Source organism: Pseudomonas sp. S3_B11 (assembly GCF_054667715.1).
Map to the genome: position 1 here is coordinate 2,581,363 of NZ_CP162749.1, position 20,880 is coordinate 2,602,242.

Here is a 20,880-nt window from a genome sequence, read left to right on the forward strand (position 1 = left end):
GAAGCCTGCGATCTTTTGATCTTGAGCTTTCGACTCAATGAGCAATGGAAAGATCGCAGCCTCGCTTCGCTCGTCAGCTCCGACAGTGCATCCTCGCTGCGAGTGCCTGACAGGGCGGCTCAGGGCTTGATGTTCTTCAGCTCATTGAGCAACGCGAGCAGTTGCTGCATCTTTTCCTCGCCGAACTGTTCTTCGATCCGTCGATAGTTGCTTTCCATGCCCTCGCTCATGGACACGAAACACTGCTGGCCGCGCTCGGTCAGCCCGACAAAGACCCGTCGCTGATCCTGGCTGGACTTCTGCCGCCGCACCAAGCCGTCACGCTCCAGGCGACTGAGCACACCGGTCATGCTCGGCTTGAGGATGCACGCCTGGTGAGCGAGCTGATGGCTTTCCAGCTCCCCTTGCTGATGCAGGATACGGATCACCCGCCATTGCTGTTCCGTGAGGTCATGCTGGTTCAGCGCCGGTCGAAAAAAGCCATCGCCGCTTCGCGGGCTTGCAACAGCGTCAGGGTCAATGAGGGTCTGGGGTTGGCCATGTTCGAACTGTGTGGATGGGCGAGTCGGCAGCTTAGTTGGGCCGCCTGGCTGCTGCAAGAAGCATGGCCGCGCTATGTCACTGTGGAAGGGGATTCTGTGGGAGCAAAGCTTGCTCCCACAGAATCCCTCTCGCCACTATTCAGCGCAACCCCGATTGCCGCTGGCGATACTCCCCCGGCGTGAGCTGGGCGTAACGCTGGAAAAACCGACTGAAATACGCCGGGTCCTTGAACCCGAGCTGGTAGCAGATTTCATTGGCCGAGCTGCCGGTGAACAACAACAGGCGCTTGGCCTCCTGCATCAGCCGCTCCATGATCAGGCGTTTGGAAGGCAGGTCGGCGATGCGTCGGCACACATCATTGAGGCGCGCCTCGGTCACGCCGATGCCTTCGGCGTAGCGCGACAACGGCCAATGCTGCAGGTAGTGGGCCTCGATCAACTCGTTGAAGCGGTGAAAGATCTTCAGGTCTTCATGCCGGGCCGGCCTGGCCTCCAGGGAGTTGGAACACAACCGTAGCAGGCTGATCATGATCAGCCGCGTCAAAGCGTCCAGTGCTGCGCTGCGCCCCGGGCGCCCGGCCGTCACCTCCTCGCTCAACTCCTCGAACAGGTACTCCAGGCGCCGCACCTCCCCCGCCTGCCCGGGCCCCAGTTGCGCCAGCGCTACGCAGGCTGCCGGCATCTGCACGCCCGCCGGCGCCAGGCTCGGGTCGGCGTCGATCAACTGCCACACCAATTGCTGGCGCACCGTCAGCACATGCCCGTCACTGTCGGCCTCGGTCACGAAGGAATGGGGAATGGTCGGCGGTGTGAGGAAGAACATCGGGCCGGATTCGACGTACTGCTGGTCATCGAGATACACGCGCACGGTGCCGCTCTTGACGTAATGCACCTGGAAGAACCGGTCGTGGCGATGAACCGGCATGTTGCGACCGAAAAAATCCGCCAGGTTGGCGAGTCGGTCGTAATGCACTTCCGCGTCGCTATAGCGCTGGTCGTACACCTGACCAATGTTGATGTTGGGGATCGGCTGACGGTCAGTCATCACGCAGTACTCGTTTTCTTATTCTGGTCCAGGCACCTGCCGCAGCCATCCTGCACCGAATCCGGCAAGGCAACCAGTGCCCGTTCATTCTGTCACGCTTGACGATAGTTAACATCTTAATTATAACTGTTAACACATTAACAATAACCGCAGAGCCCTCACCCCTCTGCATCGCCAGGAGACAAGCATGAGCCGTGCCCTGCATGACGTCGCGACCGGCACCCTGTTCGGGGTCGCGCTGAACTACCAGGGGCTGCTGAAACAGCGCCTCGCCGAGTTCGAGCAACCGCCCTACCAGAAACCGCCGCTCAAGCCCGTGCTGTTCATCAAGACCCCTAACACCCGCAACTGGCACGGTGCCGAGGTGTTTCACCCCGGTCGCGGCGAAACACTGCAACCAGGGCCGGCGCTGGGCGTGGTCATGGGCAAGTCGGCCAGTCGCGTCAGCGCCGCCGAAGCCCTGGACTACGTGGCCGGCTACACCATCGTCAATGAATTCAGCCTCCCGGAAGACAGCTATTACCGCCCCGCCGTCAAGGCCAAGTGCCGGGACGGCTTCTGCGCCATCGGCCCTGAACTGGTGCCTACCACTCAGGTGGCCGACCCTCACAGCCTGGCGATCACGCTGTACGTCAACGGCGAGGTTCGCCAGCAGAACAGCACGGCCAACCTCGTTCGCAACATTCCCCAACTGATTGCCGAGATCAGCGAATTCATGACCCTGCATGCCGGCGACGTGCTGATCACGGGTACGCCTGAAGGCCGGGTCGACGTACTGCCCGGTGACCGTGTCGAAGTGGACATCGCCGGCCTGGGCCGTCTGGTCAATACCATCGTGGCCGAGGAAACAGGAGCAGGTTCATGAAACACGCACGCATTCGTTTTGAAGGCCAGGATCAAGCCGTCACCGTTGAAGCTCACAACGCTGTACGCCTGGCCGACGGTCGCCTGGTGGCCGAGGACCAGGTCCAGTGGCTGCCACCGGCCACCGGCAGCATGTTCGCCCTGGGCCTGAACTATGCCGATCACGCCGCCGAGTTGGCGTTCAAGCCGCCGACCGAACCCCTGGCATTCATCAAGTCCCCCGGCACCTACACCGGCCACAACCAGGTGAGCTGGCGTCCCGACAACGTCGCCTACATGCACTACGAGTGCGAGCTCGTGGCGGTCATCGGCAAAGCGGCGCGCAACGTCAAGCGCCAGGATGCGTTGCAATACCTGGCCGGCTACACCGTGTGCAACGACTACGCGATCCGCGATTACCTGGAAAACTACTACCGCCCCAACCTGCGAGTGAAGAACCGCGATGCCACCACCCCCGTCGGCCCATGGATCGTCGATGTGGCTGATGTACCGGACCCGAGCAACCTGACGCTGCGCACCTGGATCAATGGCGAACTGCGCCAGGAAGGCAGCACCAAGGACATGATTTTCGATATCCCGTACCTGATCGAATACCTGTCCAGCTTCATGACCTTGCAACCCGGCGACATGATTGCCACCGGCACGCCGGAAGGCCTGGCGGACGTTGTGCCCGGTGATGAAGTGGTGGTGGAAGTGGAAGGCGTCGGCCGTCTGGTCAATCGAATTGTCAGCGAAGCCGAGTTCTTCGCATCCCGTAAAGAGGCTTGAGCAGCATGATCAAACACTGGATCAACGGCCGTGAGGTCGAAAGCAAAGACGTGTTCGTCAACTACAACCCGGCCACCGGCGAGGCCATCGGTGAAGTCGCCAGCGGCGGTGCCGAGGAAGTCGCCCAGGCTGTGGCCGCCGCCAAGGAGGCCTTCCCGAAGTGGGCCAATACCCCCGCCAAGGAACGCGCCCGGCTGATGCGCAAGCTCGGTGAACTGATCGAGCAGAACGTGCCGAAACTGGCCGAACTGGAAACCCTCGACACGGGCTTGCCGATCCACCAGACCAAGAATGTGCTGATTCCGCGTGCATCCCACAACTTCGATTTCTTTGCCGAAGTCTGCACGCGCATGGACGGTCATACGTATCCGGTCGACGACCAGATGCTCAACTACACCCTGTACCAACCGGTGGGTGTCTGCGCGCTGGTATCGCCCTGGAACGTACCGTTCATGACCGCGACCTGGAAGACCGCGCCGTGCCTGGCGCTGGGCAACACGGCCGTGCTGAAGATGTCCGAGCTGTCGCCGCTGACCGCCAACGAGCTGGGTCGCCTGGCGGTCGAGGCTGGCCTGCCCAATGGCGTGCTGAACGTGATCCAGGGTTACGGCGCAACCGCCGGCGATGCGCTGGTGCGCCATCCGGATGTGCGGGCGATCTCCTTCACCGGCGGCACCGCCACCGGCAAGAAAATCATGCAGACCGCCGGGTTGAAGAAGTATTCGATGGAACTGGGCGGCAAGTCGCCGGTGCTGATTTTCGAAGACGCCGACCTGGAACGGGCCCTCGACGCCGCGCTGTTCACGATTTTTTCCCTCAATGGCGAACGCTGCACCGCCGGCAGCCGGATCTTCATCCAGGAAAGTGTCTATCCGCAGTTCGTGGCCGAGTTCGCCGCCCGCGCCAAGCGCCTGATCGTCGGTGATCCGCAGGACCCGAAGACCCAGGTCGGCTCGATGATCACCCAGGCCCACTACGACAAGGTCACCGGCTACATCAAGATCGGCCTCGAAGAAGGCGCCACCCTCCTGGCCGGCGGCCTGGAGCGCCCGGCCAATTTGCCTGCCCACTTGAGCCGCGGCCAGTTCATCCAGCCGACGGTGTTCGCCGATGTGAACAACAACATGCGCATCGCCCAGGAAGAAATCTTCGGCCCGGTGGTGTGCCTGATCCCGTTCAAGGACGAGGCCCAAGCCCTGCAATTGGCCAACGACACCGAATACGGCCTGGCCTCGTATATCTGGACCCAGGACATCGGCAAGGCCCATCGCCTGGCCCATGGCATCGAGGCCGGCATGGTGTTCATCAACAGCCAGAACGTGCGCGACCTGCGCCAGCCTTTCGGCGGCGTGAAGGGTTCCGGAACCGGCCGCGAAGGCGGACAGTACAGTTTTGAAGTGTTTGCCGAGATCAAGAACGTTTGCATCTCCATGGGCAGTCATCACATACCGCGCTGGGGTGTATGACCCCAGGTAAGTGATGAACCCTGTGGCGAGGGGATTTATCCCTGTTCCTGTGGGAGCAAGCTTTGCTCCCACAACCAAGATTCAACAAGAACAATTTTTCAGGAGAATCATCATGGGCGAAGTCGTCCTGGCTGCGAAAATCTGCCACGTTCCCTCCATGTACCTGTCGGAGCTGCCCGGCAAGCACCATGGTTGCCGCGCCGCCGCGATTGCCGGCCACAAGGAAATCGGTCGCCGCGCCCGGGAACTGGGGGCCGATACCGCCGTGGTGTTCGATGTGCACTGGCTGGTCAACAGCGCCTATCACGTCAACAGCGGCGCGCACTTCAAGGGCATCTACACCAGCAACGAGCTGCCGCACTTCATCAAGAACATGGAGTACGAATACTCAGGCGCCCCGGAACTGGGCGAGCTGATTGCCGCCGAGGCCAATGCCGCCGACGTGCGCACCCTGGCCCACAACATCCCGAGTCTTGAGCTGGAATACGGCACCCTGGTGCCCATGCGCTACATGCACATGGACGTCCCTCAGGAACAGAAATTCAACGTCGTGTCGATTGCCGCCTGGTGCGCCTGGCACCGCCTGCAAGACAGCTTCACCTTCGGCGCCGCCGTGCGCCGGGCCATCGAAAAAAGCGATCGCAAGGTGCTGGTGCTCGCGTCCGGCTCGCTGTCGCACCGTTTCTCCGACGATCGCAACGCTGAAGCCAACATCCACAACTGGACGCGGGAGTTCGACAAGCAGGTCGACCTGCACGTCGTCGAAATGTGGCGCCAAGGCCGCTGGAAAGAGTTCTGCGCCATGCTCCCGGACTACGCCGAACACTGCTTCGGCGAAGGCAAGATGCATGACACGGCGATGCTGCTGGGGTTGCTCGGCGGGCCGGACTACGACAAGCCTGCCGAAATCATCACCGAGCCTTTCGGCAGCTCCGGCACCGGCCAGATCAACGCTGTCTTCCCTGTTTGACACTGCGGCCGTACGGCATCCCCGTGCGGCCTGAAGGAGCCGTCATGCCGCATTTCATCGCTGAATACACCGACAACATCGAACAACAAGCCGACCTGCCCGGCCTGTTTGAAAAGGTCCACGCCTTGCTGGGCGACAGCGGCGTGTTCCCCCTGGGCGGCATCCGCAGCCGCGGCCTGCGCCTGGACACCTGGCGCATGGCCGACGGCAAGCACGACTACGCCTTCGTGCACATGACCTTGAAAGTCGGCCACGGCCGTGACCTGGCCACCCGCCAGAAAGTCGCGGAAAAACTCTTCGAGGTGATCACCGCGCACTTCGCCGAGCTCCAGGCCCAACGCCTGCTGGCCCTGTCATTCGAGATGATCGAGCTGCACGAACAGCTCAACTTCAAGGCCAACAACGTCCACGCCTTCCTCAAGGGCCAGGCCACCTGAATCCATCTGCCTGGCGTTCCCCATCGGCCCCTCTGACAAAAAGTACAAGATCATGAGCACAGCCAATACCGCCGACACTGCCGGCACCGTCGCGCACGACCGCACCCATGCCACCATCACCTGGCGGCTGATGCCGCTGCTGCTGGTCTGTTACCTCTTTGCCCACCTGGATCGCATCAACATCGGCTTCGCGAAGATGCAGATGAGCGCCGACCTGCAGTTCAGCGACACGGTCTACGGCTTCGGCGCAGGGCTGTTCTTCATCGCCTACGCGCTGTTTGGGGTGCCCAGCAACATGGCCCTGGACCGGGTCGGTCCGCGGCGCTGGATCGCCACGCTGATGGTGGTTTGGGGCGCCTTGTCCACCGGCATGTTCCTTATCGACAGCGCCGCCGGTTTCTACGTGTTGCGCTTTCTGCTGGGCGTGGCCGAGGCCGGTTTCTTTCCTGGCATCCTGGTCTTTCTCAACCGCTGGTATCCAGCCCGGCGTCGGGCCCAGATAACCGCGTTGTTTGCCATCGCCGTACCGATGGCCGGGGTGATTGGCGGGCCTTTGTCCGGCGGTATTCTAGAGCATTTCCATGATGTTGGCGGTTTGCGCGGCTGGCAGTGGATGTTCGTCATCGAAGGGCTGCCGGTGATCCTGCTCGGCCTTGTTGTGCTCAAGTGTCTGCCGGACAATTTCGAGACGGTCAGTTGGCTCACGCCGCACGCCAAGCAGCAGTTGCGCGAACAACTGAGCCTTGAAGAACAGCGCAAATCCATCACCTCGTTTTCGGCGATCCTCAACAATCCGCAGGTCTGGTTGTTGGTGGCGGTGTACTTCGCCGTGATGCTGGCGGTGAACACCCTGGCCTTCTGGATGCCCACCCTGATCCATGGCGCCGGCATCGGCAGCGACGGCAAGGTCGGGCTGCTCAGCGCGGTGCCCTACCTGGCCGGCTGTTTCTTCATGATCGGCTGCGGGCGCTCCTCCGACCGCCATCGCGAACGCCGCTGGCACCTGTGCGTGCCGCTGTTGATGGCCGCGCTGGGCATTGCGGTCACCGGGCTCTCACCCGGCAATCCGATCCTGGTGCTCAGCGGCCTGATTGTCGCCGGCATGGGTGCCAGCGCGGCGTTGCCGATGTTCTGGCAACTGCCGCCGGCCTTCCTGTCCAACGGCACCCAGGCCGCCGGCATCGCGCTGATCAGCTCCTTCGGCAGCATCGCCTCATTCTTCGCGCCCTACCTGATCGGCTGGATGCGCGACACCACCCAGAGCGCCAGCCTCGCCTTGTATGTGCTGGCCCTGCTCATCGCCCTTGGCGGCTTGCTGGTGCTGCGCACCCGGGCCGCCATCGTCAACCCTCAATAAGAGACCCTTGCCATGCTTGACCAGAACCTCATCCAACAAGCCGCCGCCCGTCTCGACCATGCCGAACGCTCCCGCGAGCAGGTGCGGCAGTTTTCCCTCGATCACCCGGACATCACGATCGAGGATGCCTACGCCATCCAGCGCGCCTGGGTCGCGCAGAAAATCAAGGACGGCCGCAAGCTGGTCGGCCACAAGATCGGCCTGACCTCCCGGGCCATGCAGGTGTCGTCGAACATCACCGAGCCGGACTACGGCGCGCTGCTGGACGACATGTTCTTTGACGAAGGCACCGACATCCCGTTCGAGCGTTTCATCGTGCCGCGGGTGGAAGTGGAGCTGGCGTTCATTCTCGGCAAACCGTTGAAGGGCCCGAACGTGACGGTGTTCGACGTGCTCGACGCCACCGAATGGGTGATCCCGGCGCTGGAAATCATCGATGCGCGCATCCAGCAGATCGACCCGCAGACCAAGGCGACCCGCAAAGTGTTCGACACCATCTCCGACAACGCCGCCAATGCCGGCGTGGTCATGGGCGGTCGCGCCGTACGCCCGACCGAGATCGACCTGCGCAAGGTGCCGGCGGTGCTCTACCGCAACGGCGTGATCGAAGAGTCCGGCGTCTCGGCGGCGGTGCTCAATCACCCGGCCAAAGGCGTGGCCTGGCTGGCGAATAAACTGGCGGCTTATGACGTCACCCTGCAACCGGGACAGATCATCCTCGGTGGTTCCTTCACCCGCCCCGTGGCAGCCAACCCCGGCGACACCTTCCATGTCGACTACGACATGCTCGGTTCCATCGCCTGCCGTTTCGTCTGATCGGAGACCGTTTCATGGACATGCCCATCAATACCTTCAAGCAACGCCTGCGCAGCGGCGAGGCGCAGATCGGCCTGTGGCTGGGGTTGGCCGATGCCTACTGTGCGGAACTGGCGGCCAACGCCGGCTTCGACTGGCTGCTGATCGACGGTGAACACGCGCCCAACGACTTGCGAACCTTGCTCGGCCAGCTCCAGGCCGTGGCACCCTACCCCAGCCAACCGGTGATACGCCCGGTAATCGGTGACACGGCGCTGATCAAGCAAGTGCTCGATATTGGCGTGCAAACCCTGCTGGTGCCGATGGTGGAAAGCGCCGACCAGGCGCGCGAACTGGTGCGCGCCATCCACTACCCGCCCCATGGTGTACGCGGCGTTGGCAGCGCACTGGCCCGGGCGTCACGCTGGAACAGCATTCCCGGCTACCTCGACAAGGCCGATGAGCAGATGTGCCTGTTGGTCCAGATCGAGAGCCGCGAAGGCCTGGCCAACCTGGATGCCATTGCGGCAGTGGAAGGTGTGGATGGGGTCTTTATCGGCCCGGCGGACCTGAGCGCGTCCATGGGTTTTCGTGGCAACCCCGGTCACCCGGAAGTGCAAGCGGCCATCGAAGACGCCATCGCTCGCATCCGCCAGGCCGGCAAGGCAGCCGGGATTCTCAGCGCCGATGAAAAACTGGCCCGGCGCTATATCGAACTCGGCGCGGCGTTTGTCGCGGTGGGCGTGGATACGACGGTGTTGATGCGGGGTTTGCAGACGCTGGCGGCGACGTTCAAAGACACGCCAAAACCTGCGGCTGGCGGCGTGTACTGATCGGTATCAAATACCTTGTGGCAAGGGGATCTGTGGGAGCAAAGCTTGCTCGCGAAACAGGCACCTCGGTCTCTGAAAGACCGCAGCGTCTTCATCGCGGGCAAGCCTTGCTCCCACAGAAAACAACCAGCCCGGGGTCTCAGCGCCTGATCGCCTTCAGGTCATTGAGCAAGCCCAGCAACGTCTGCAATTTTTCCTCCCCCAACTTGTCCTGCAGACGCTGGTAATTCTCTTCCATGCTCTGGCTCATCGAATCAAAACTCGCCTGCCCTTGCGGCGCCAGGCGCACCAGCACTCGTCGCTGATCCTGTTCGGCCTTGCGCCGCACCACCATGCCCGCCGCTTCCATGCGCACCAACACGCCGGTCATGCTGGGCTTGAGGATGCAGGCCAGTTCGGCCAGGCGATTGATCTCCAGCTCATCGTGCTGGCTGAGAATACGGATAACTCGCCATTGCTGCTCGGTCAAGCCATGTTGATTGAGGGAAGGCCGGAAAAACCCCATGGCCGCTTCACGGGCCTGGAGCAGGGTCAGGGTCAAGGATTGGCGCAACTTGGGCATGGGTATGTTCGCGAAAAGGATTTAGTTAATGAGTTAACTAAATCTTAACAGCTTCCAACCCATGCCGGACTATCCGTTCACAGAATCTGTAGCTGGGCCACACACATAACCCTGTGGGAGCGAGCTTGCTCGCGATAGGGCCCAGCCAGTCGACATCAATATGTCCCCGCCATCGCGAGCAAGCTCGCTCCCACAGGGCGCTCAAGCGCCCTTGATCACGCCCTTGAGCACCTGCTTGAAGTGCTCGACCTGTTCCTCGCTGAACTGGTCGAACACCTTGTCCTGCTGCTCCTTGGCAATCGTCCAGAGCCCTTCGGTCTCATCGATACCCTTGGCAGTCAGGCGTACCCGCTCGCCTTCATCGCTCACCAGGCCCTTGCGCTTGAGGTTGGCCACGGCTTCTTCGATCTCGCGCGCCGGCATCGCCACTTCCCGCTGCAGGTCGCACAGGTTCAGGCCGGCGTCGTTCTCCAGCACCATCAACATCCGCGCCTCACTGGTGCGCAAGCCGGTGGACAACTGACGCGGCTGATAGCTGGCCTGATAGGCCCGCAGTGCCTGGGTCATCAGGTAATACAGGTTGTGGCTCAAGCGCCCCTGGAAGTGACTGCTGGGGGACTGGCCCTCTTCCCGTTTGGTCATGCGAGTGTGGGGCAGCACCATCGAGTAGGCGCCCTGGTGATAGAGCAATGGAGAGCGGCCGAAATCATCAAACGCCACGACCTTGCCGATCATGATCCAGTGATCGCCGCCATCGACCTGCTGGAATTTTTCACAGTGAAAACGCGCCGAGCAATCGACAAACACCGGGGCGCCGCCTTCGCCGGCCTCGAATTCGATTTCAGCGAAGCGGTCCTCCTTGGGTCGTGCGAAGTTGTTCGACAGGTCGATCTGGTCGGCGGCCAGCACGTTCACCGCAAAGTGGCTGGCGGCTTCGAACACGCCATGGCTGCTCGAACGCTTGTCGATGCTCCACAGGATCAATGGCGGGTCCAGGGACACCGAGTTGAAACTGTTGGCCGTCACACCGACCTTGCGGCCATCTTCAGTGGCAGCGGTGACCACGGTCACGCCGGTGGCGAAGTTACCCAGGGCCCGGCGGAACGCACGGGTATCGAAAGCGGTATCACAAAGACTGGACATGCAAGACTCCCGGCCGCCTCGAGCGGCGGCCTCGATTATTGTTCTAGGTTTCAGCGAACAGGCGGTCAAACCATGGAAGGATCAGGCTCAAGGCCCATCAGCTCACGACCGAGAATCTGCGCGCAGACGTCATAGTCGGTATAGGCATGGGCGCCGGTCAGGTGGGCGTCGCGGAACAGCCGTTGCAACTCATTGCTTTCGAACCAGGCGCCACCGCCGGCCGCCTCCATCAAGCGATCGACGGCCTGGATGCACATCTTGGTGGCGTAGCCCTGGTTGGTCCGCCAGAACGCCAGGGTTTCCCGGCTGGGGTATTCGTGGCGCTCGCCGTATTCGGCGTGTTCCTGCCAGGTTTTCTCCAGAAAGGCACGGGCCGCGGCCACCTGATGGGTCGACTCGGCCAGGCGCATCAACGCCGGGGTAGCGGCACCGACTGCCGCACCGGTGTAGGCCCGCACGCGGTTGCGGGTTTTCTCGCGAAAGACCTCCAGCATGCGTTCAGCCACGCCCAGGCTGACCGTGGAGAAACCACTGGCGAAGTAGGGTCGGTATGGCGAGTAGAAAATCTTGCTGTCGGGGTACAGGCCGAATCCGCCGGACCTGCCCTCCATCATGTCCCTGGCTTTCTGGATCCGGTGTTCCGGCACGAAAGCGTTGTCAATGATCAACGTCTTGCTGCCACTGCCGCGCATGCCCACCGCGAACCAGTCATCGCGAATCTCATAGTCGCTGCGTGGCAGCACCGCAAAGCAATAGTCCTGGGCGCCTTCGGCGTTTTTACGGCGAAACCCCACGATCGCCCATTCGGCATGATCGCAGCCGCTGCTCCAGCCCATTTCACCGCTGAACATCACACCGCCCTCGACTTCCTCGGTGCGGCCAAACGGCGCGATGCTGCTGCTGGCGGTGGCATCGGGATCATCACCCCAGATTTCCTGCTGGGCCTTGGCCGGGAACATTGCCAACTGATGGCTGTGGGTGCACAACAGGCTCATGGCCCAGGCCGTGCTGGCACAGGCACCGGCCAGCAGCGCGATGCAATCGGCGAACTGCGGCAGGGAAATCTCCATGCCACCGTACGGTTTCGGTTGGAAGGCCCGGTGCATGCCGATGCTTTTGAGCAAGGCTATATTCTCGGCAGGCACGCTACGGTCTTTCTCCGCCTGGAAGGCATTGGCGGCAATGACCGGCAGGATCGGCTTGAGGTCTTCGAGCAGCGGGTTTGGCTTTTTCATGGACAGGCTCTTTTATTATTGGCATCTGCCAATCCCGCCTTTGCCCGGCAACCTGAGGTTGCACAGACAGCGGGATCAGTGATTAAGGCCGGTCCAGTATGGGCAATCACAGGCAGGTGAAAAATGCACCTTCCAGATCCAAGATTGTACTTTTCATGGGCAGGTTTCGGCTCCATGGCGCGCTCGGTCAAATACCCCGGCACGGATGATCAAGACAGGCGCCCCCATCCGGGCTCTTAATAGGGCCGTCCCCTGCAATGCCTTGCGTAGGCGTTGCAACGGAGTTTCCTTTCACTTTGTCAGGCTGCGTCATGATCAATATCGAAACGCCCACCTATTACACGGCCACCAAGAAATACAACCTCAGCTTCCCCACGCTGGAACAGGACGTGGAAGCCGATGTTGTGGTCATTGGCGGCGGTTTCTCCGGCATCAATACCGCGCTGGAGCTCGCCGAAAAAGGCATCACCAACATCGTGGTGCTCGAGGCGCGTTACCTGGGGTTCGGCGGCACTGGGCGCAATGGCGGGCAGATCATGGCCGGCATCGGTCATGACCTGGAGAAGATCAAGAAGGACGTGGGTGAAGACGGACTGCGCCAGATCTTCGAGATCAGCGACCTGGGCGCCGACATCATCAAGGACCGTATCGCCAAGTACGCAATCGATGCCGACTTCTGCCACGGCTACGGCTACATGGGCTTCAACGCGCGCCAGGAGAAAACCCTGCGGGCCTGGGAAAAAGACTTCAAGTCAGTCAACAGCAAACATGAGATCCGCTTTCTCGGCGGCTCCGACGTGCAGCAGATCATCGGTTCCAAGGCCTACGGCAGCGCCTTGCTGCACATGGGCGGCGGGCATGTGCACTCACTGAACCTGTTACTGGGTGAGGCCAAGGCCCTCGTCAGCCACGGCGTGCGGATTTTCGAGAACAGCCCGGCCCTGGAAGTCAGCTATGGCGAACGCATCACCGTGCGTACCGGACGCGGTTCGGTCAGAGCCAGCAAGCTGCTCTGGGCCTGTGACAGTTTCCTCAACAAGCTGGAGCCGGAACTGCACCGCTCGACCATCAACACCTACGCCTTCCAGATGATGACCGAGCCGTTGTCGGACGAACTGATCCAGCGCATCAGCCCGATTCGCGGTGCCTACAGTGACATTCGCCCGGTGATCGACTACTACCGCGTCACCAACGAAAACCGCCTGCTGTTCGGCGCCGCGACGCCGTTGGTGGAGCACATCCCCCAGGATCTGAAGGCCTGGAACCGGCGCCTGATGCTGAAGATCTTCCCGTACCTCAAGGACGTGAAGATCGACCTGGCCTGGGGTGGCCCGATGGCGTGCAGCCCGAACCTGTTCCCGCAGATCGGCACCCTGCCCGGCCGCAGCAATGCGTTTTTCGTCCAGGGTTACTCAGGCTTTGGCGTCACGCCGAGCCACATCATCTGCAAGGTGCTGGCCGAAGGCATGAGCGAAGGCTCGGCGCGCTACGACCTGGTCAGCTCGATCCATCGCCCGACCATCATCGGCAAAGACGCCATTCGCCCATTGCTGCTGACCGCCGGCAAGTCCTGGCATCAGCTGTCGGGCTACTGGAATGGCCGTCGCTGACGATCACGATGCCAATCAGTTAAGCAAAACCCTGTGGGAGCGAGGTTTAACTGACTGGCACTGGACACACCCCACCTTTGTTTTTTTCACTCATCAGGAGTCACTGCCATGCCCCTTATCACCCTCGAAAAAGACATCCAGCTGTCCGACCTGGACGCCTGGGGCACCGTCGCCGATCTTGGTTCGCAGATTCTCGAAGGCGAAGTCAAAGCCTTCGGCAAGATGACCTTCGGCGCCCCCACCGACCCCATCAGCAGCGCCTACTTCGGTACCACCCAAGGCAAGTTCCGGATGGTCTACCCCTTCGCCGAACAAGCCACCGTGGTCACCGGTGAAGTAGTGCTCACCGACGAGGCCACCGGCCAGAGCACCCGCTACAAGGCCGGCGACGGCTGGTTCGTGACCAAGGGCACGCCAGTGCTGTGGGAAGTGGTCAGCGAGAGTTTCGTCAAACACTACTTCGCGGTAGCCTGATCGGACTTGGCTGCCGGCCCCACCGGCAGCCCTCTCGGCGAAGGTGCGACCATGAACGTCATCCCCACCCAGGACATCGCCGGCCAGTGCCTGCACGCCTTTACCCAGCTGGTTCCCGTCAGCCGGGCGGCGTTCTACTGCGTTGATCGGCAACTGCAGGTCCATGACTTCAGCCTGCATAAGATGAGCGGCGAGATGCACCGCGACTACCTGGACAACTACCGTCAGTTCGACCCGCTGCACCCGCGACACTGCATGTCCAGCGAGTTGGCCGTGGTGCCGTTGGGCTTGGCGATGGCCCGCCAACCGCGACGTGACAACCATCGTTATCACGACTTCCTGCAGCGCTACGGCGTGGTCGACGTGGTGGAAGTCTTCGCCCATCGGGACGGTCAGCCCCAAGCCGCGATTTCGTTGCTGCGCACTGCCGAGCAAGGTGTCTTCACCAGCCAGCAGTTGAGTCAACTCAGCGCGTTGCAGGCCTTGCTGCAACTGGCCGTGGCCCATTTACCAGCCCATGGGGACCCACTGGGCGACTTGACGCCCAAGGAGCGCCAGATTGCCTGGCTACTGCGCCAAGGCGTCAGCAACAAGCAATTGGCCCGGGAGCTGGAAGTGGGCTTGCCGACCATCAAGACTCACCTGATCCACCTGTTTCGCAAGGTTGGCGTGAGCAGCCGTACCGAGTTGGTCAGCGCACTGTTCCTCTGATCAACCATTTGGTTGATAGGCCGCCGTTGACTGGCACCGCATGATCCGAGTGGCTAATTCAACCACCGGAGCCTTGCAATGAGCACATCTTCAGACTGGATCACCGTCGGCGCCCTGGCCGATGGCTTTGCCCCCGAAGCCTTCATCCTGCCAAACCTGGCCGACCTGGACGGCAAGACCTTCACCCTGCATTTCGCCAATGGCTGGCAGATCGAGCATCGCTTCGAGCAGGACACCCTGACCTGGAACGCCGCCGATGGGCACTCCAGCGGCACCGCGACCTACCGGGCCACATCCGTACGCCCGGGCCTGTACCTGGTGGACTTCATCAAACGCGAAGGCGAACTGACGTCGTCGATAAGCCTGGTGCTCGATACCGCCAGCGCGTCCTTCACCGCCGTGATCGGCCGCATGCCAAGCCAGCAAGAAACCGGCGAAGGCCTCTACAGCCGGGCGCTGGCCGGCAAGCCACTGACCTCGGTACAAGCGCAGTTCATGCACGGCAGCCTAGATCGTCCCTGGCAGCCTGGCCTGTGCCCGCATGCACCGACCACCGAACTGGTGGGGCTGCGCAACCTGTATCGCTACAGCCCGAGCGAAGTCTACGAACACATTTACCTCAACGACCAGTTCTACTCGTGGCAGTGCCTCAAGGGTGTTGAACAAGGCCTGTGCGACACCGACCGCTGCGACACCTACAAGATCGCCGATCAGCTGTACCTGTTCGTCTGGCGAGAAAAGATCATCCCGACCCTCGGGCTGGTGCTGATCGACCTGCAACAGCACCGCAGCGACGGCAAGATCTTCGGCTACGCCGGGGCTTCGTTCGATGAGTTCTCCAATTTCCCGGTCAGTTCGTACTGCCAGGTGCTCAACCAGACGGAGTATCCCGATGCCTGAATTACGCACCGTCGCGATCACGGGTGCCGGCACCGGTATTGGCGCAGCCTGCGCCCGCCTGTATGCCGCCGAAGGCGCCAACCTGGTGCTGATCGGTCGACGCCGCGAGCCCCTGGAAGCACTCGCCGAGGACATCGGCGGCCTGGTGCTGGTGGGCGACGCGGCCTGTCCGAACACCTGGGACGGCTTCGTCGAGCAGATTCGCACGCGCTATGGCCGACTCGACGTGCTGCTGGCCTGTGCCGGCGGCTTGGGCATGGGCAGCGCCACCGAGACCCCGCCATCGGCCTGGGAAGCGGCCCTGCGCAGCAATCTCGACAGCGCCTTCTACAGCGCCCGGGCGTGCCTGCCCATGCTGCAGGAAAGTGCCGGCAACATTGTGCTGATCGCCTCCATTGCTTCCTTGGCGGCAGGCCCGCACGTGTGCGGCTACACCACCGCCAAACATGCGCTGCTGGGCCTCAACCGCTCCCTGGCAAGGGATTACGGGCCTCACGGCGTACGGGTCAACGCGATCTGCCCTGGCTGGGTCCGCACGCCCATGGCCGATGAAGAAATGCAGGCATTGTTGCAGTTCCATGGCGAAACGTTGCAGCAGGCGTATGACCGGGTCTGCGCCGACGTGCCGTTGCGCAGGGCTGCCAGCGCCGAGGAAATCGCTAACGTCTGCCGTTTCCTGGCCTCGCCCGAGGCGTCGATCATCACCGGGGCGACGCTGGTGGCCGATGGCGGCTCCAGCATTGTCGACGTACCGACACTGGCCTTCAGCCGGATGGAGGCCAGCGATGCCTGAGGATCTGGATTTCAGCGGCCAGACCGTGCTGGTCACGGGCGGCGCCCAGGGCATTGGCCGGGCCATCGTTGAAGCGTTTGCCCTGCGCGGGGCCCACGTGGTCATCGCCGACCTGGGCCTGGCGCGCGCCGAGGCGGTGGCCAAAGAATTGACCGCCGGAGGCTGTCAGGTGCAAGCGGTGGGGGTTGACCTGGCCGACGCAACGGCGGTCTTCGGGATCATGGTCGAGCTGGAACAGCGCTTGGGAAGGCTGGATATCCTGGTGCACAACGCCGGCTATTTTCCGCTGACACCGTTCGCCGAGATCACCCCGGCGATACTTGAACGAACGCTGGCGGTGAACCTGTCGGCGCTGTTCTGGCTGACCCAGGCGGCGTTGCCGATGTTCCGGCGCCAGGGCCATGGCTGCGTGCTGGTGACCTCCTCGGTCACCGGCCCGCGGGTGGCGTATCCGGGGCTCAGCCACTACGCGGCCTCCAAGGCCGGGGTCAATGGTTTCATTCGCAACGCCGCGCTGGAACTGGCGGCCGAAAATATCCGCGTCAATGGCGTCGAGCCGGGCATGATTGCAACACCGGCCATGGCGAATCTTGGCGACGAGGAGGTCAACCAGGACATCGCCCGCCGGGTACCGCTGGGTCGATTGGGCCAACCGAGCGACATCGCTGGCGCCATGCTGTTCCTGGCGTCGAGCCTGGCCAGTTATGTGACCGGGCAGACCTTGGTGGTCGATGGGGGTTCGACTTTGCCGGAGGTTTGAACCTGTGTGGGGGTGAGTCAGCTTGCGGTGAGGGTGGATGTACCACCGTCATCGCGAGCAAGCTCGCTCCCACAGTTTTTCCGAGTCGTTCAAGGCATCCGCGACCACCACAGATCCCCTGTGGGAGCGAGCTTGCTCGCGATAGCGGTCGTCCCGCCAGAGACGACCTTGTTCAAGCCACCCCCTGCCCCACCTGCAAACGGCTGGAACGAAACTCCTTGGGCGACAGCTCGAACTGCTTCTTGAATGAACGGCTGAAATGCGCCGAATCGGTAAAGCCCCATTTGTAGGCAATCGAGGTGATGGACTCGTCCCGCAGGAACGGATTGGTCAGGTCATCAGCGCTGCGCTTGAGCCGGGCCCGCTGGATGTAGCGGCAAACGCTGTCATCCTGCTCTTCGAACAACCGATACAGATGCCGCACCGAAATATTCAGCCGATTGGCCAGGCCCACCGGGCTAAGGCCAGGCTGGGTCAGTGATTCGTCGATGACTTTCTGCACGTAGCTGCGCAAGTGACTACCCTGCAACGCCACCCCTTCGTCACGGCCATCGCTACCCTGTTCCAGTGCCGAGCCCAACAGCGAAACGAAGGCACTCTGCAAGGCTTCACCCTCTCCCGTCGCGCCCTCGCCGTCCGGTGTGTCCCTGCATAGCTGGTCCATCAACACATGCAGCATCCGCCCACACGCCTTGCTGGACGACACCTTGCCGAAGGTCTTGGTTTCCCCGCCCAGTTGCCGCGACACATCCTGGCGAGACAAGGACAGCACCGCGTGCTCGATCAGGCCGAACGGGGTGATTTCAAGCGCCCCAACGGAATCCATCAACAACAATTCACCGGGCGCCAACTGGATGCTCCGACCGTTCTGGGTAATGCGGCAGTAGCCACTGCGCTGGCTGACCAGAAGGCAATCCTGGTCATCATCGTGATCGGCGTTGGGCGAGTGACGTTTGATGTTACCGGCGTTGGTGCGCAGGTTCGCGAGGGCAAGGCCACCACGATGGAAGTTCGACACTTCACCGATAAACAGCGAACGATTGAAGGCCAGCTCGGTATCGAAATGACCGCAAGTCGCCCGCAGATCCCGGTTCCAGGTGTCCAGACCGTCCTGCCCAACCTGTTGCATGCTCATGGCATTCTCCGCAGTGGCTTATTGTTTTTGTACGGCAATAGTTAACATGTTATCTATATGCGCGCAACAAGTACCTTATCGCCAGAGCAGTAGCAGGAATGATGCCAGGGTGGAACAAAGGAATCAGAGCGTTGCCAACACCCGCTGCAGGCCGCTCAAGGTCGCCAGCAAGACGGTGCGCTGCTCCCGGATCAACGGGACATAGCGACGAAAGGCCGGCATGCGATTCACCACTTCGCTACCGCCCATGTGCTCCAGGCGCACGCACCACTGGCGTCCCTGCAGATCGATGCGCAGCCGTTTGAAATCCAGCGGCATGAGCGCCTGGTACAGCACAGGATCCTGCTCAACGGCCGCCTGCAACCGGGCCGCAAGGTCACTGTGCCCGTCCCGCTGCCGGCAACGAATGCCGCTACGCCGAACGGCCCCGCCGTGGTGCAGTTCCAGGCGCGCCGTGCCCTCTCGGGAGGCAGGCACGCGCAGGACGAACTCGGTCATCACCATGTGCATCAACAGCTGCGACTCGGTGCGTTCGACAATCTCCAACTGCAAGCTGCCGTCTTCGGTGGCTGCCGTCGCCGTAGCCGGGCCCGCCATCTCGAATCGCGCCAACGCCAGGTTGCGCCGCAGGTGTTCCAGGGTCACCCCGGGCCGATAACCGGCCGGGGCGCGCTGGGCGCTGAACAATTCAGACAGTTTTTGCAGCAGGGTCGATAAACTCGCCCGCAGGTTGCCCTGGCTCATGGGAGAACTCCTTGGCCAACACGTCTTCTACCGACGCTGGCTTGAATGGATTGACCTTCTGTACCACCAGGGTCCAGAACAAGGCATACGCCGCGGTGCAACCGAGCATCACCGCGAAGGGCACGTAGATGTCTGCCGGATTCATGCCGGGCGGTGTGATGAACCACATGCCCAGCACAATGCCGACACTGGACAGGATCTGGGGCAACGGGAACCACGGCGAGCGATAGGCCCGCGGCAGATCGGGGCGACGAATCCGCAGGCTGACCACCGACACGGTCACCAGCAGGTAGGCAAAACTCCAGGCGCACACCGCCGCCAGCACCAGGTGCATGATGTTGTCGGTATTGCCGCCCAGCCACAACGCATGCAGGCACGGAATCAGCATCGCCACCAGGATGCACAGCAACGGCGTCTTGAAGCGCGGATGCAGATAGGTGAAGACTTTCGGCAACGCACCGTCCACCGCCATGCCGTAGAGAATCCGCGGCACGCCGGCCATCAGGGTGTTGATGGTCGCCGCACCGGCAAACAGAAAGCCGATGCCCAACCACATCGGGCCGATATCACCCATGACCTGTTCGGCGAAGCGTGGAATCGCCATGGGGGTGTCCAGCAGATGCACGCCGCTGGTGGCATCGAGCAGCACGTTTTCCACCTGGCGCTTCATCGCGGCACCGTAGATGAACATGCAGGTGGCGACGCTGAACAAGCCCAGCATCATGGCCCGGGGCATGGTCCGGGCGGACTGGCGCAGGTCCGGTGCCAGCGGCGTGACGAATTCGCAGCCGACAAACATGAACATGGCCATGCCCACCAGCGACAGCACCGTGACCAGATCGGTGCCCACCACGGACGCGCCAAACCAGCCCTCCAGTTCCACCGCAGGTGCGGCGATCAGGCCCAGCACGCCGAACACCATCAGGGTGGTCCACATGCCGAACGTCAGGATGATTTCGGCCCGGCCAAAGGCACTGACACCGAACGCATTGAGTACACCAAACACCACCACGAACCCCACGCCCAGCAACCAGGAGCCGCCTGCCGATTCGGCCAGGGTGTTGAGGTGTTCGAAGTTCACCAGGGCCATGACCCCGGCCAGGATTGTCTCGGCGGTGCCGGCGAACACATGGACAATCAGATAGGCCGACAACGTCCCGGTAATGGCGAAGAAACGGCCCATGCCACAGTTGATGTAGTCATAGACCGAGCCGGTGGTCGGGAGAATTGACGCCGCCTCGGCAAACGTCGTCGCCTGGGCCAGCATCATTACCACGGCGATCAGCATCGCCACGGCAAAGGCGCTGCCGCCAATGCCAAAGCCCATGGTCGCGGTGAGAATCACCGGGCTTGCCATGATCAGGCCAATGGTGCTGGCCAACGCGGTGGGAAAGCCCACCGAACCCCGGTTCAAGTGCTCGGTGAGCCTGTCATTGATCGACATGGTGCAAGGTCCTCGAAAGCGTATTTTTAGTATGGATGCCACAGCCGTCCAGGAACCGGCGATCATGCCTTCCCCAACCAATCCCTGATCGAAACGGCGTTGCGTGCAGCATTACTCTGCGCCGCCCCGCCCCAGGCGTCTTGCCCATGTCTGCCGCCGGTTTTGTTGCTGCCTGCCAACACCGCCGCGCTGGCGGCCTGAGTCAACTCCATGGCAGGCAGGTGAAAGACTTCCCCGGGTACCACTCCCCTTAATGCGCGCTCTACTGTCCTATAACACTGGGGAATCCACC

General features: G+C 62.1%; 21 protein-coding genes and 1 pseudogene. 14 read left to right on the forward strand and 8 right to left on the reverse strand.

Features of this window, described 5'->3' with window-relative positions:
• Nucleotides 1–119: 119 nt before the first annotated feature.
• Both hpaR (AB4O22_RS11835) and hpaA read right to left on the reverse strand, forming a co-directional pair.
• Nucleotides 120–541, reverse strand: a pseudogene (hpaR, locus tag AB4O22_RS11835) (homoprotocatechuate degradation operon regulator HpaR).
• A 140-nt stretch (nucleotides 542–681) separates the two neighbouring features.
• Nucleotides 682–1,587, reverse strand: coding sequence for a 4-hydroxyphenylacetate catabolism regulatory protein HpaA (gene hpaA / locus AB4O22_RS11840; RefSeq protein ID WP_003201623.1), 906 nt, complete (start codon nucleotides 1,585–1,587; stop codon nucleotides 682–684).
• Nucleotides 1,588–1,774: 187 nt separating this feature from the next.
• On the opposite strand from hpaA, the gene AB4O22_RS11845 reads away from it, so the two are divergent.
• The 8 genes from AB4O22_RS11845 (at nucleotide 1,775) to hpaI (ending at nucleotide 9,077) form a co-directional block, all read left to right on the forward strand.
• Nucleotides 1,775–2,452, forward strand: coding sequence for a fumarylacetoacetate hydrolase family protein (locus tag AB4O22_RS11845; RefSeq protein ID WP_003201621.1), 678 nt, complete (start codon nucleotides 1,775–1,777; stop codon nucleotides 2,450–2,452).
• Nucleotides 2,449–3,219, forward strand: coding sequence for a fumarylacetoacetate hydrolase family protein (locus tag AB4O22_RS11850; protein ID WP_003201619.1), 771 nt, complete (start codon nucleotides 2,449–2,451; stop codon nucleotides 3,217–3,219). Before AB4O22_RS11845 ends, AB4O22_RS11850 begins: the two co-directional genes overlap by 4 nt.
• A gap of 5 nt (nucleotides 3,220–3,224) precedes the next feature.
• Nucleotides 3,225–4,685 carry a 5-carboxymethyl-2-hydroxymuconate semialdehyde dehydrogenase gene (gene hpaE / locus AB4O22_RS11855; RefSeq protein WP_014338032.1) on the forward strand — a complete coding sequence of 487 codons (1,461 nt, stop codon included), beginning with the start codon at nucleotides 3,225–3,227 and terminating at the stop codon, nucleotides 4,683–4,685.
• 112 nt (nucleotides 4,686–4,797) lie between these two features.
• Nucleotides 4,798–5,655, forward strand: coding sequence for a 3,4-dihydroxyphenylacetate 2,3-dioxygenase (hpaD, locus tag AB4O22_RS11860; protein WP_027911702.1), 858 nt, complete (start codon nucleotides 4,798–4,800; stop codon nucleotides 5,653–5,655).
• 44 nt (nucleotides 5,656–5,699) lie between these two features.
• The gene (locus tag AB4O22_RS11865) at nucleotides 5,700–6,092 is read left to right on the forward strand and encodes a tautomerase family protein (protein ID WP_003201613.1); all 393 of its coding nucleotides are present in this window, start codon (nucleotides 5,700–5,702) and stop codon (nucleotides 6,090–6,092) included.
• A gap of 52 nt (nucleotides 6,093–6,144) precedes the next feature.
• Complete coding sequence (locus AB4O22_RS11870; protein WP_460096363.1) at nucleotides 6,145–7,449, forward strand: MFS transporter; 1,305 nt, start codon at nucleotides 6,145–6,147, stop codon at nucleotides 7,447–7,449.
• 12 nt (nucleotides 7,450–7,461) lie between these two features.
• A complete protein-coding gene (gene hpaH, locus AB4O22_RS11875) occupies nucleotides 7,462–8,265 on the forward strand; it encodes a 2-oxo-hept-4-ene-1,7-dioate hydratase (protein ID WP_003201609.1) in 804 nt (267 codons plus the stop codon).
• Nucleotides 8,266–8,279: 14 nt separating this feature from the next.
• Complete coding sequence (gene hpaI / locus AB4O22_RS11880) at nucleotides 8,280–9,077, forward strand: 4-hydroxy-2-oxoheptanedioate aldolase (protein WP_013693297.1); 798 nt, start codon at nucleotides 8,280–8,282, stop codon at nucleotides 9,075–9,077.
• Nucleotides 9,078–9,216: 139 nt separating this feature from the next.
• Here hpaI and hpaR (AB4O22_RS11885) read toward each other — a convergent pair whose 3' ends face one another.
• The 3 genes from hpaR (AB4O22_RS11885) to AB4O22_RS11895 form a co-directional block, all read right to left on the reverse strand.
• Nucleotides 9,217–9,639 carry a homoprotocatechuate degradation operon regulator HpaR gene (gene hpaR, locus AB4O22_RS11885; protein WP_014338027.1) on the reverse strand — a complete coding sequence of 141 codons (423 nt, stop codon included), beginning with the start codon at nucleotides 9,637–9,639 and terminating at the stop codon, nucleotides 9,217–9,219.
• A gap of 201 nt (nucleotides 9,640–9,840) precedes the next feature.
• Complete coding sequence (locus tag AB4O22_RS11890; RefSeq protein ID WP_003201603.1) at nucleotides 9,841–10,782, reverse strand: p-hydroxyphenylacetate 3-hydroxylase reductase component; 942 nt, start codon at nucleotides 10,780–10,782, stop codon at nucleotides 9,841–9,843.
• A gap of 65 nt (nucleotides 10,783–10,847) precedes the next feature.
• A complete protein-coding gene (locus AB4O22_RS11895) occupies nucleotides 10,848–12,017 on the reverse strand; it encodes a p-hydroxyphenylacetate 3-hydroxylase oxygenase component (protein ID WP_003201600.1) in 1,170 nt (389 codons plus the stop codon).
• Nucleotides 12,018–12,328: 311 nt separating this feature from the next.
• On the opposite strand from AB4O22_RS11895, the gene AB4O22_RS11900 reads away from it, so the two are divergent.
• The 6 genes from AB4O22_RS11900 (at nucleotide 12,329) to AB4O22_RS11925 (ending at nucleotide 17,265) form a co-directional block, all read left to right on the forward strand.
• Nucleotides 12,329–13,627, forward strand: a complete 1,299-nt coding sequence (locus AB4O22_RS11900; RefSeq protein WP_003201598.1) for an NAD(P)/FAD-dependent oxidoreductase — start codon at nucleotides 12,329–12,331, stop codon at nucleotides 13,625–13,627.
• A gap of 108 nt (nucleotides 13,628–13,735) precedes the next feature.
• Complete coding sequence (locus tag AB4O22_RS11905) at nucleotides 13,736–14,101, forward strand: cupin domain-containing protein (protein ID WP_003201596.1); 366 nt, start codon at nucleotides 13,736–13,738, stop codon at nucleotides 14,099–14,101.
• A gap of 51 nt (nucleotides 14,102–14,152) precedes the next feature.
• Nucleotides 14,153–14,812 (forward strand): helix-turn-helix transcriptional regulator, encoded by a 660-nt coding sequence (locus tag AB4O22_RS11910; protein ID WP_003201594.1) that lies wholly within the window; start codon nucleotides 14,153–14,155, stop codon nucleotides 14,810–14,812.
• Nucleotides 14,813–14,890: 78 nt separating this feature from the next.
• Complete coding sequence (locus tag AB4O22_RS11915; protein WP_013693296.1) at nucleotides 14,891–15,712, forward strand: molybdenum cofactor biosynthesis F family protein; 822 nt, start codon at nucleotides 14,891–14,893, stop codon at nucleotides 15,710–15,712.
• Complete coding sequence (locus tag AB4O22_RS11920; RefSeq protein ID WP_460096364.1) at nucleotides 15,705–16,505, forward strand: SDR family NAD(P)-dependent oxidoreductase; 801 nt, start codon at nucleotides 15,705–15,707, stop codon at nucleotides 16,503–16,505. Before AB4O22_RS11915 ends, AB4O22_RS11920 begins: the two co-directional genes overlap by 8 nt.
• Complete coding sequence (locus AB4O22_RS11925; protein WP_038859353.1) at nucleotides 16,498–17,265, forward strand: SDR family oxidoreductase; 768 nt, start codon at nucleotides 16,498–16,500, stop codon at nucleotides 17,263–17,265. Before AB4O22_RS11920 ends, AB4O22_RS11925 begins: the two co-directional genes overlap by 8 nt.
• Before the next feature lie 172 nt (nucleotides 17,266–17,437).
• Here AB4O22_RS11925 and feaR read toward each other — a convergent pair whose 3' ends face one another.
• The 3 genes from feaR to AB4O22_RS11940 form a co-directional block, all read right to left on the reverse strand.
• The gene (feaR, locus tag AB4O22_RS11930) at nucleotides 17,438–18,400 is read right to left on the reverse strand and encodes a transcriptional regulator FeaR (protein ID WP_003201588.1); all 963 of its coding nucleotides are present in this window, start codon (nucleotides 18,398–18,400) and stop codon (nucleotides 17,438–17,440) included.
• Between the two features lie 123 nt (nucleotides 18,401–18,523).
• Nucleotides 18,524–19,144, reverse strand: a complete 621-nt coding sequence (locus AB4O22_RS11935) for a DUF3156 family protein (protein WP_050516647.1) — start codon at nucleotides 19,142–19,144, stop codon at nucleotides 18,524–18,526.
• Entirely contained in the window at nucleotides 19,089–20,588 is a 1,500-nt protein-coding gene (locus tag AB4O22_RS11940; protein ID WP_038859563.1) for an APC family permease, read from the reverse strand. The genes AB4O22_RS11935 and AB4O22_RS11940 overlap by 56 nt, the downstream gene beginning before the upstream one ends.
• Nucleotides 20,589–20,880 lie beyond the last annotated feature (292 nt).

What these genes read in the sequence shown, in the direction of transcription:
- hpaA (WP_003201623.1), bottom strand. Translation starts at nt 1,587, where the DNA reads ATGACTGACCGTCAGCCGATCCCCAACATCAACATTGGTCAGGTGTAC.
- AB4O22_RS11845 (WP_003201621.1), top strand. Translation starts at nt 1,775, where the DNA reads ATGAGCCGTGCCCTGCATGACGTCGCGACCGGCACCCTGTTCGGGGTC.
- AB4O22_RS11850 (WP_003201619.1), top strand. Translation starts at nt 2,449, where the DNA reads ATGAAACACGCACGCATTCGTTTTGAAGGCCAGGATCAAGCCGTCACC.
- hpaE (WP_014338032.1), top strand. Translation starts at nt 3,225, where the DNA reads ATGATCAAACACTGGATCAACGGCCGTGAGGTCGAAAGCAAAGACGTG.
- hpaD (WP_027911702.1), top strand. Translation starts at nt 4,798, where the DNA reads ATGGGCGAAGTCGTCCTGGCTGCGAAAATCTGCCACGTTCCCTCCATG.
- AB4O22_RS11865 (WP_003201613.1), top strand. Translation starts at nt 5,700, where the DNA reads ATGCCGCATTTCATCGCTGAATACACCGACAACATCGAACAACAAGCC.
- AB4O22_RS11870 (WP_460096363.1), top strand. Translation starts at nt 6,145, where the DNA reads ATGAGCACAGCCAATACCGCCGACACTGCCGGCACCGTCGCGCACGAC.
- hpaH (WP_003201609.1), top strand. Translation starts at nt 7,462, where the DNA reads ATGCTTGACCAGAACCTCATCCAACAAGCCGCCGCCCGTCTCGACCAT.
- hpaI (WP_013693297.1), top strand. Translation starts at nt 8,280, where the DNA reads ATGGACATGCCCATCAATACCTTCAAGCAACGCCTGCGCAGCGGCGAG.
- hpaR (WP_014338027.1), bottom strand. Translation starts at nt 9,639, where the DNA reads ATGCCCAAGTTGCGCCAATCCTTGACCCTGACCCTGCTCCAGGCCCGT.
- AB4O22_RS11890 (WP_003201603.1), bottom strand. Translation starts at nt 10,782, where the DNA reads ATGTCCAGTCTTTGTGATACCGCTTTCGATACCCGTGCGTTCCGCCGG.
- AB4O22_RS11895 (WP_003201600.1), bottom strand. Translation starts at nt 12,017, where the DNA reads ATGAAAAAGCCAAACCCGCTGCTCGAAGACCTCAAGCCGATCCTGCCG.
- AB4O22_RS11900 (WP_003201598.1), top strand. Translation starts at nt 12,329, where the DNA reads ATGATCAATATCGAAACGCCCACCTATTACACGGCCACCAAGAAATAC.
- AB4O22_RS11905 (WP_003201596.1), top strand. Translation starts at nt 13,736, where the DNA reads ATGCCCCTTATCACCCTCGAAAAAGACATCCAGCTGTCCGACCTGGAC.
- AB4O22_RS11910 (WP_003201594.1), top strand. Translation starts at nt 14,153, where the DNA reads ATGAACGTCATCCCCACCCAGGACATCGCCGGCCAGTGCCTGCACGCC.
- AB4O22_RS11915 (WP_013693296.1), top strand. Translation starts at nt 14,891, where the DNA reads ATGAGCACATCTTCAGACTGGATCACCGTCGGCGCCCTGGCCGATGGC.
- AB4O22_RS11920 (WP_460096364.1), top strand. Translation starts at nt 15,705, where the DNA reads ATGCCTGAATTACGCACCGTCGCGATCACGGGTGCCGGCACCGGTATT.
- AB4O22_RS11925 (WP_038859353.1), top strand. Translation starts at nt 16,498, where the DNA reads ATGCCTGAGGATCTGGATTTCAGCGGCCAGACCGTGCTGGTCACGGGC.
- feaR (WP_003201588.1), bottom strand. Translation starts at nt 18,400, where the DNA reads ATGAGCATGCAACAGGTTGGGCAGGACGGTCTGGACACCTGGAACCGG.
- AB4O22_RS11935 (WP_050516647.1), bottom strand. Translation starts at nt 19,144, where the DNA reads ATGAGCCAGGGCAACCTGCGGGCGAGTTTATCGACCCTGCTGCAAAAA.
- AB4O22_RS11940 (WP_038859563.1), bottom strand. Translation starts at nt 20,588, where the DNA reads ATGTCGATCAATGACAGGCTCACCGAGCACTTGAACCGGGGTTCGGTG.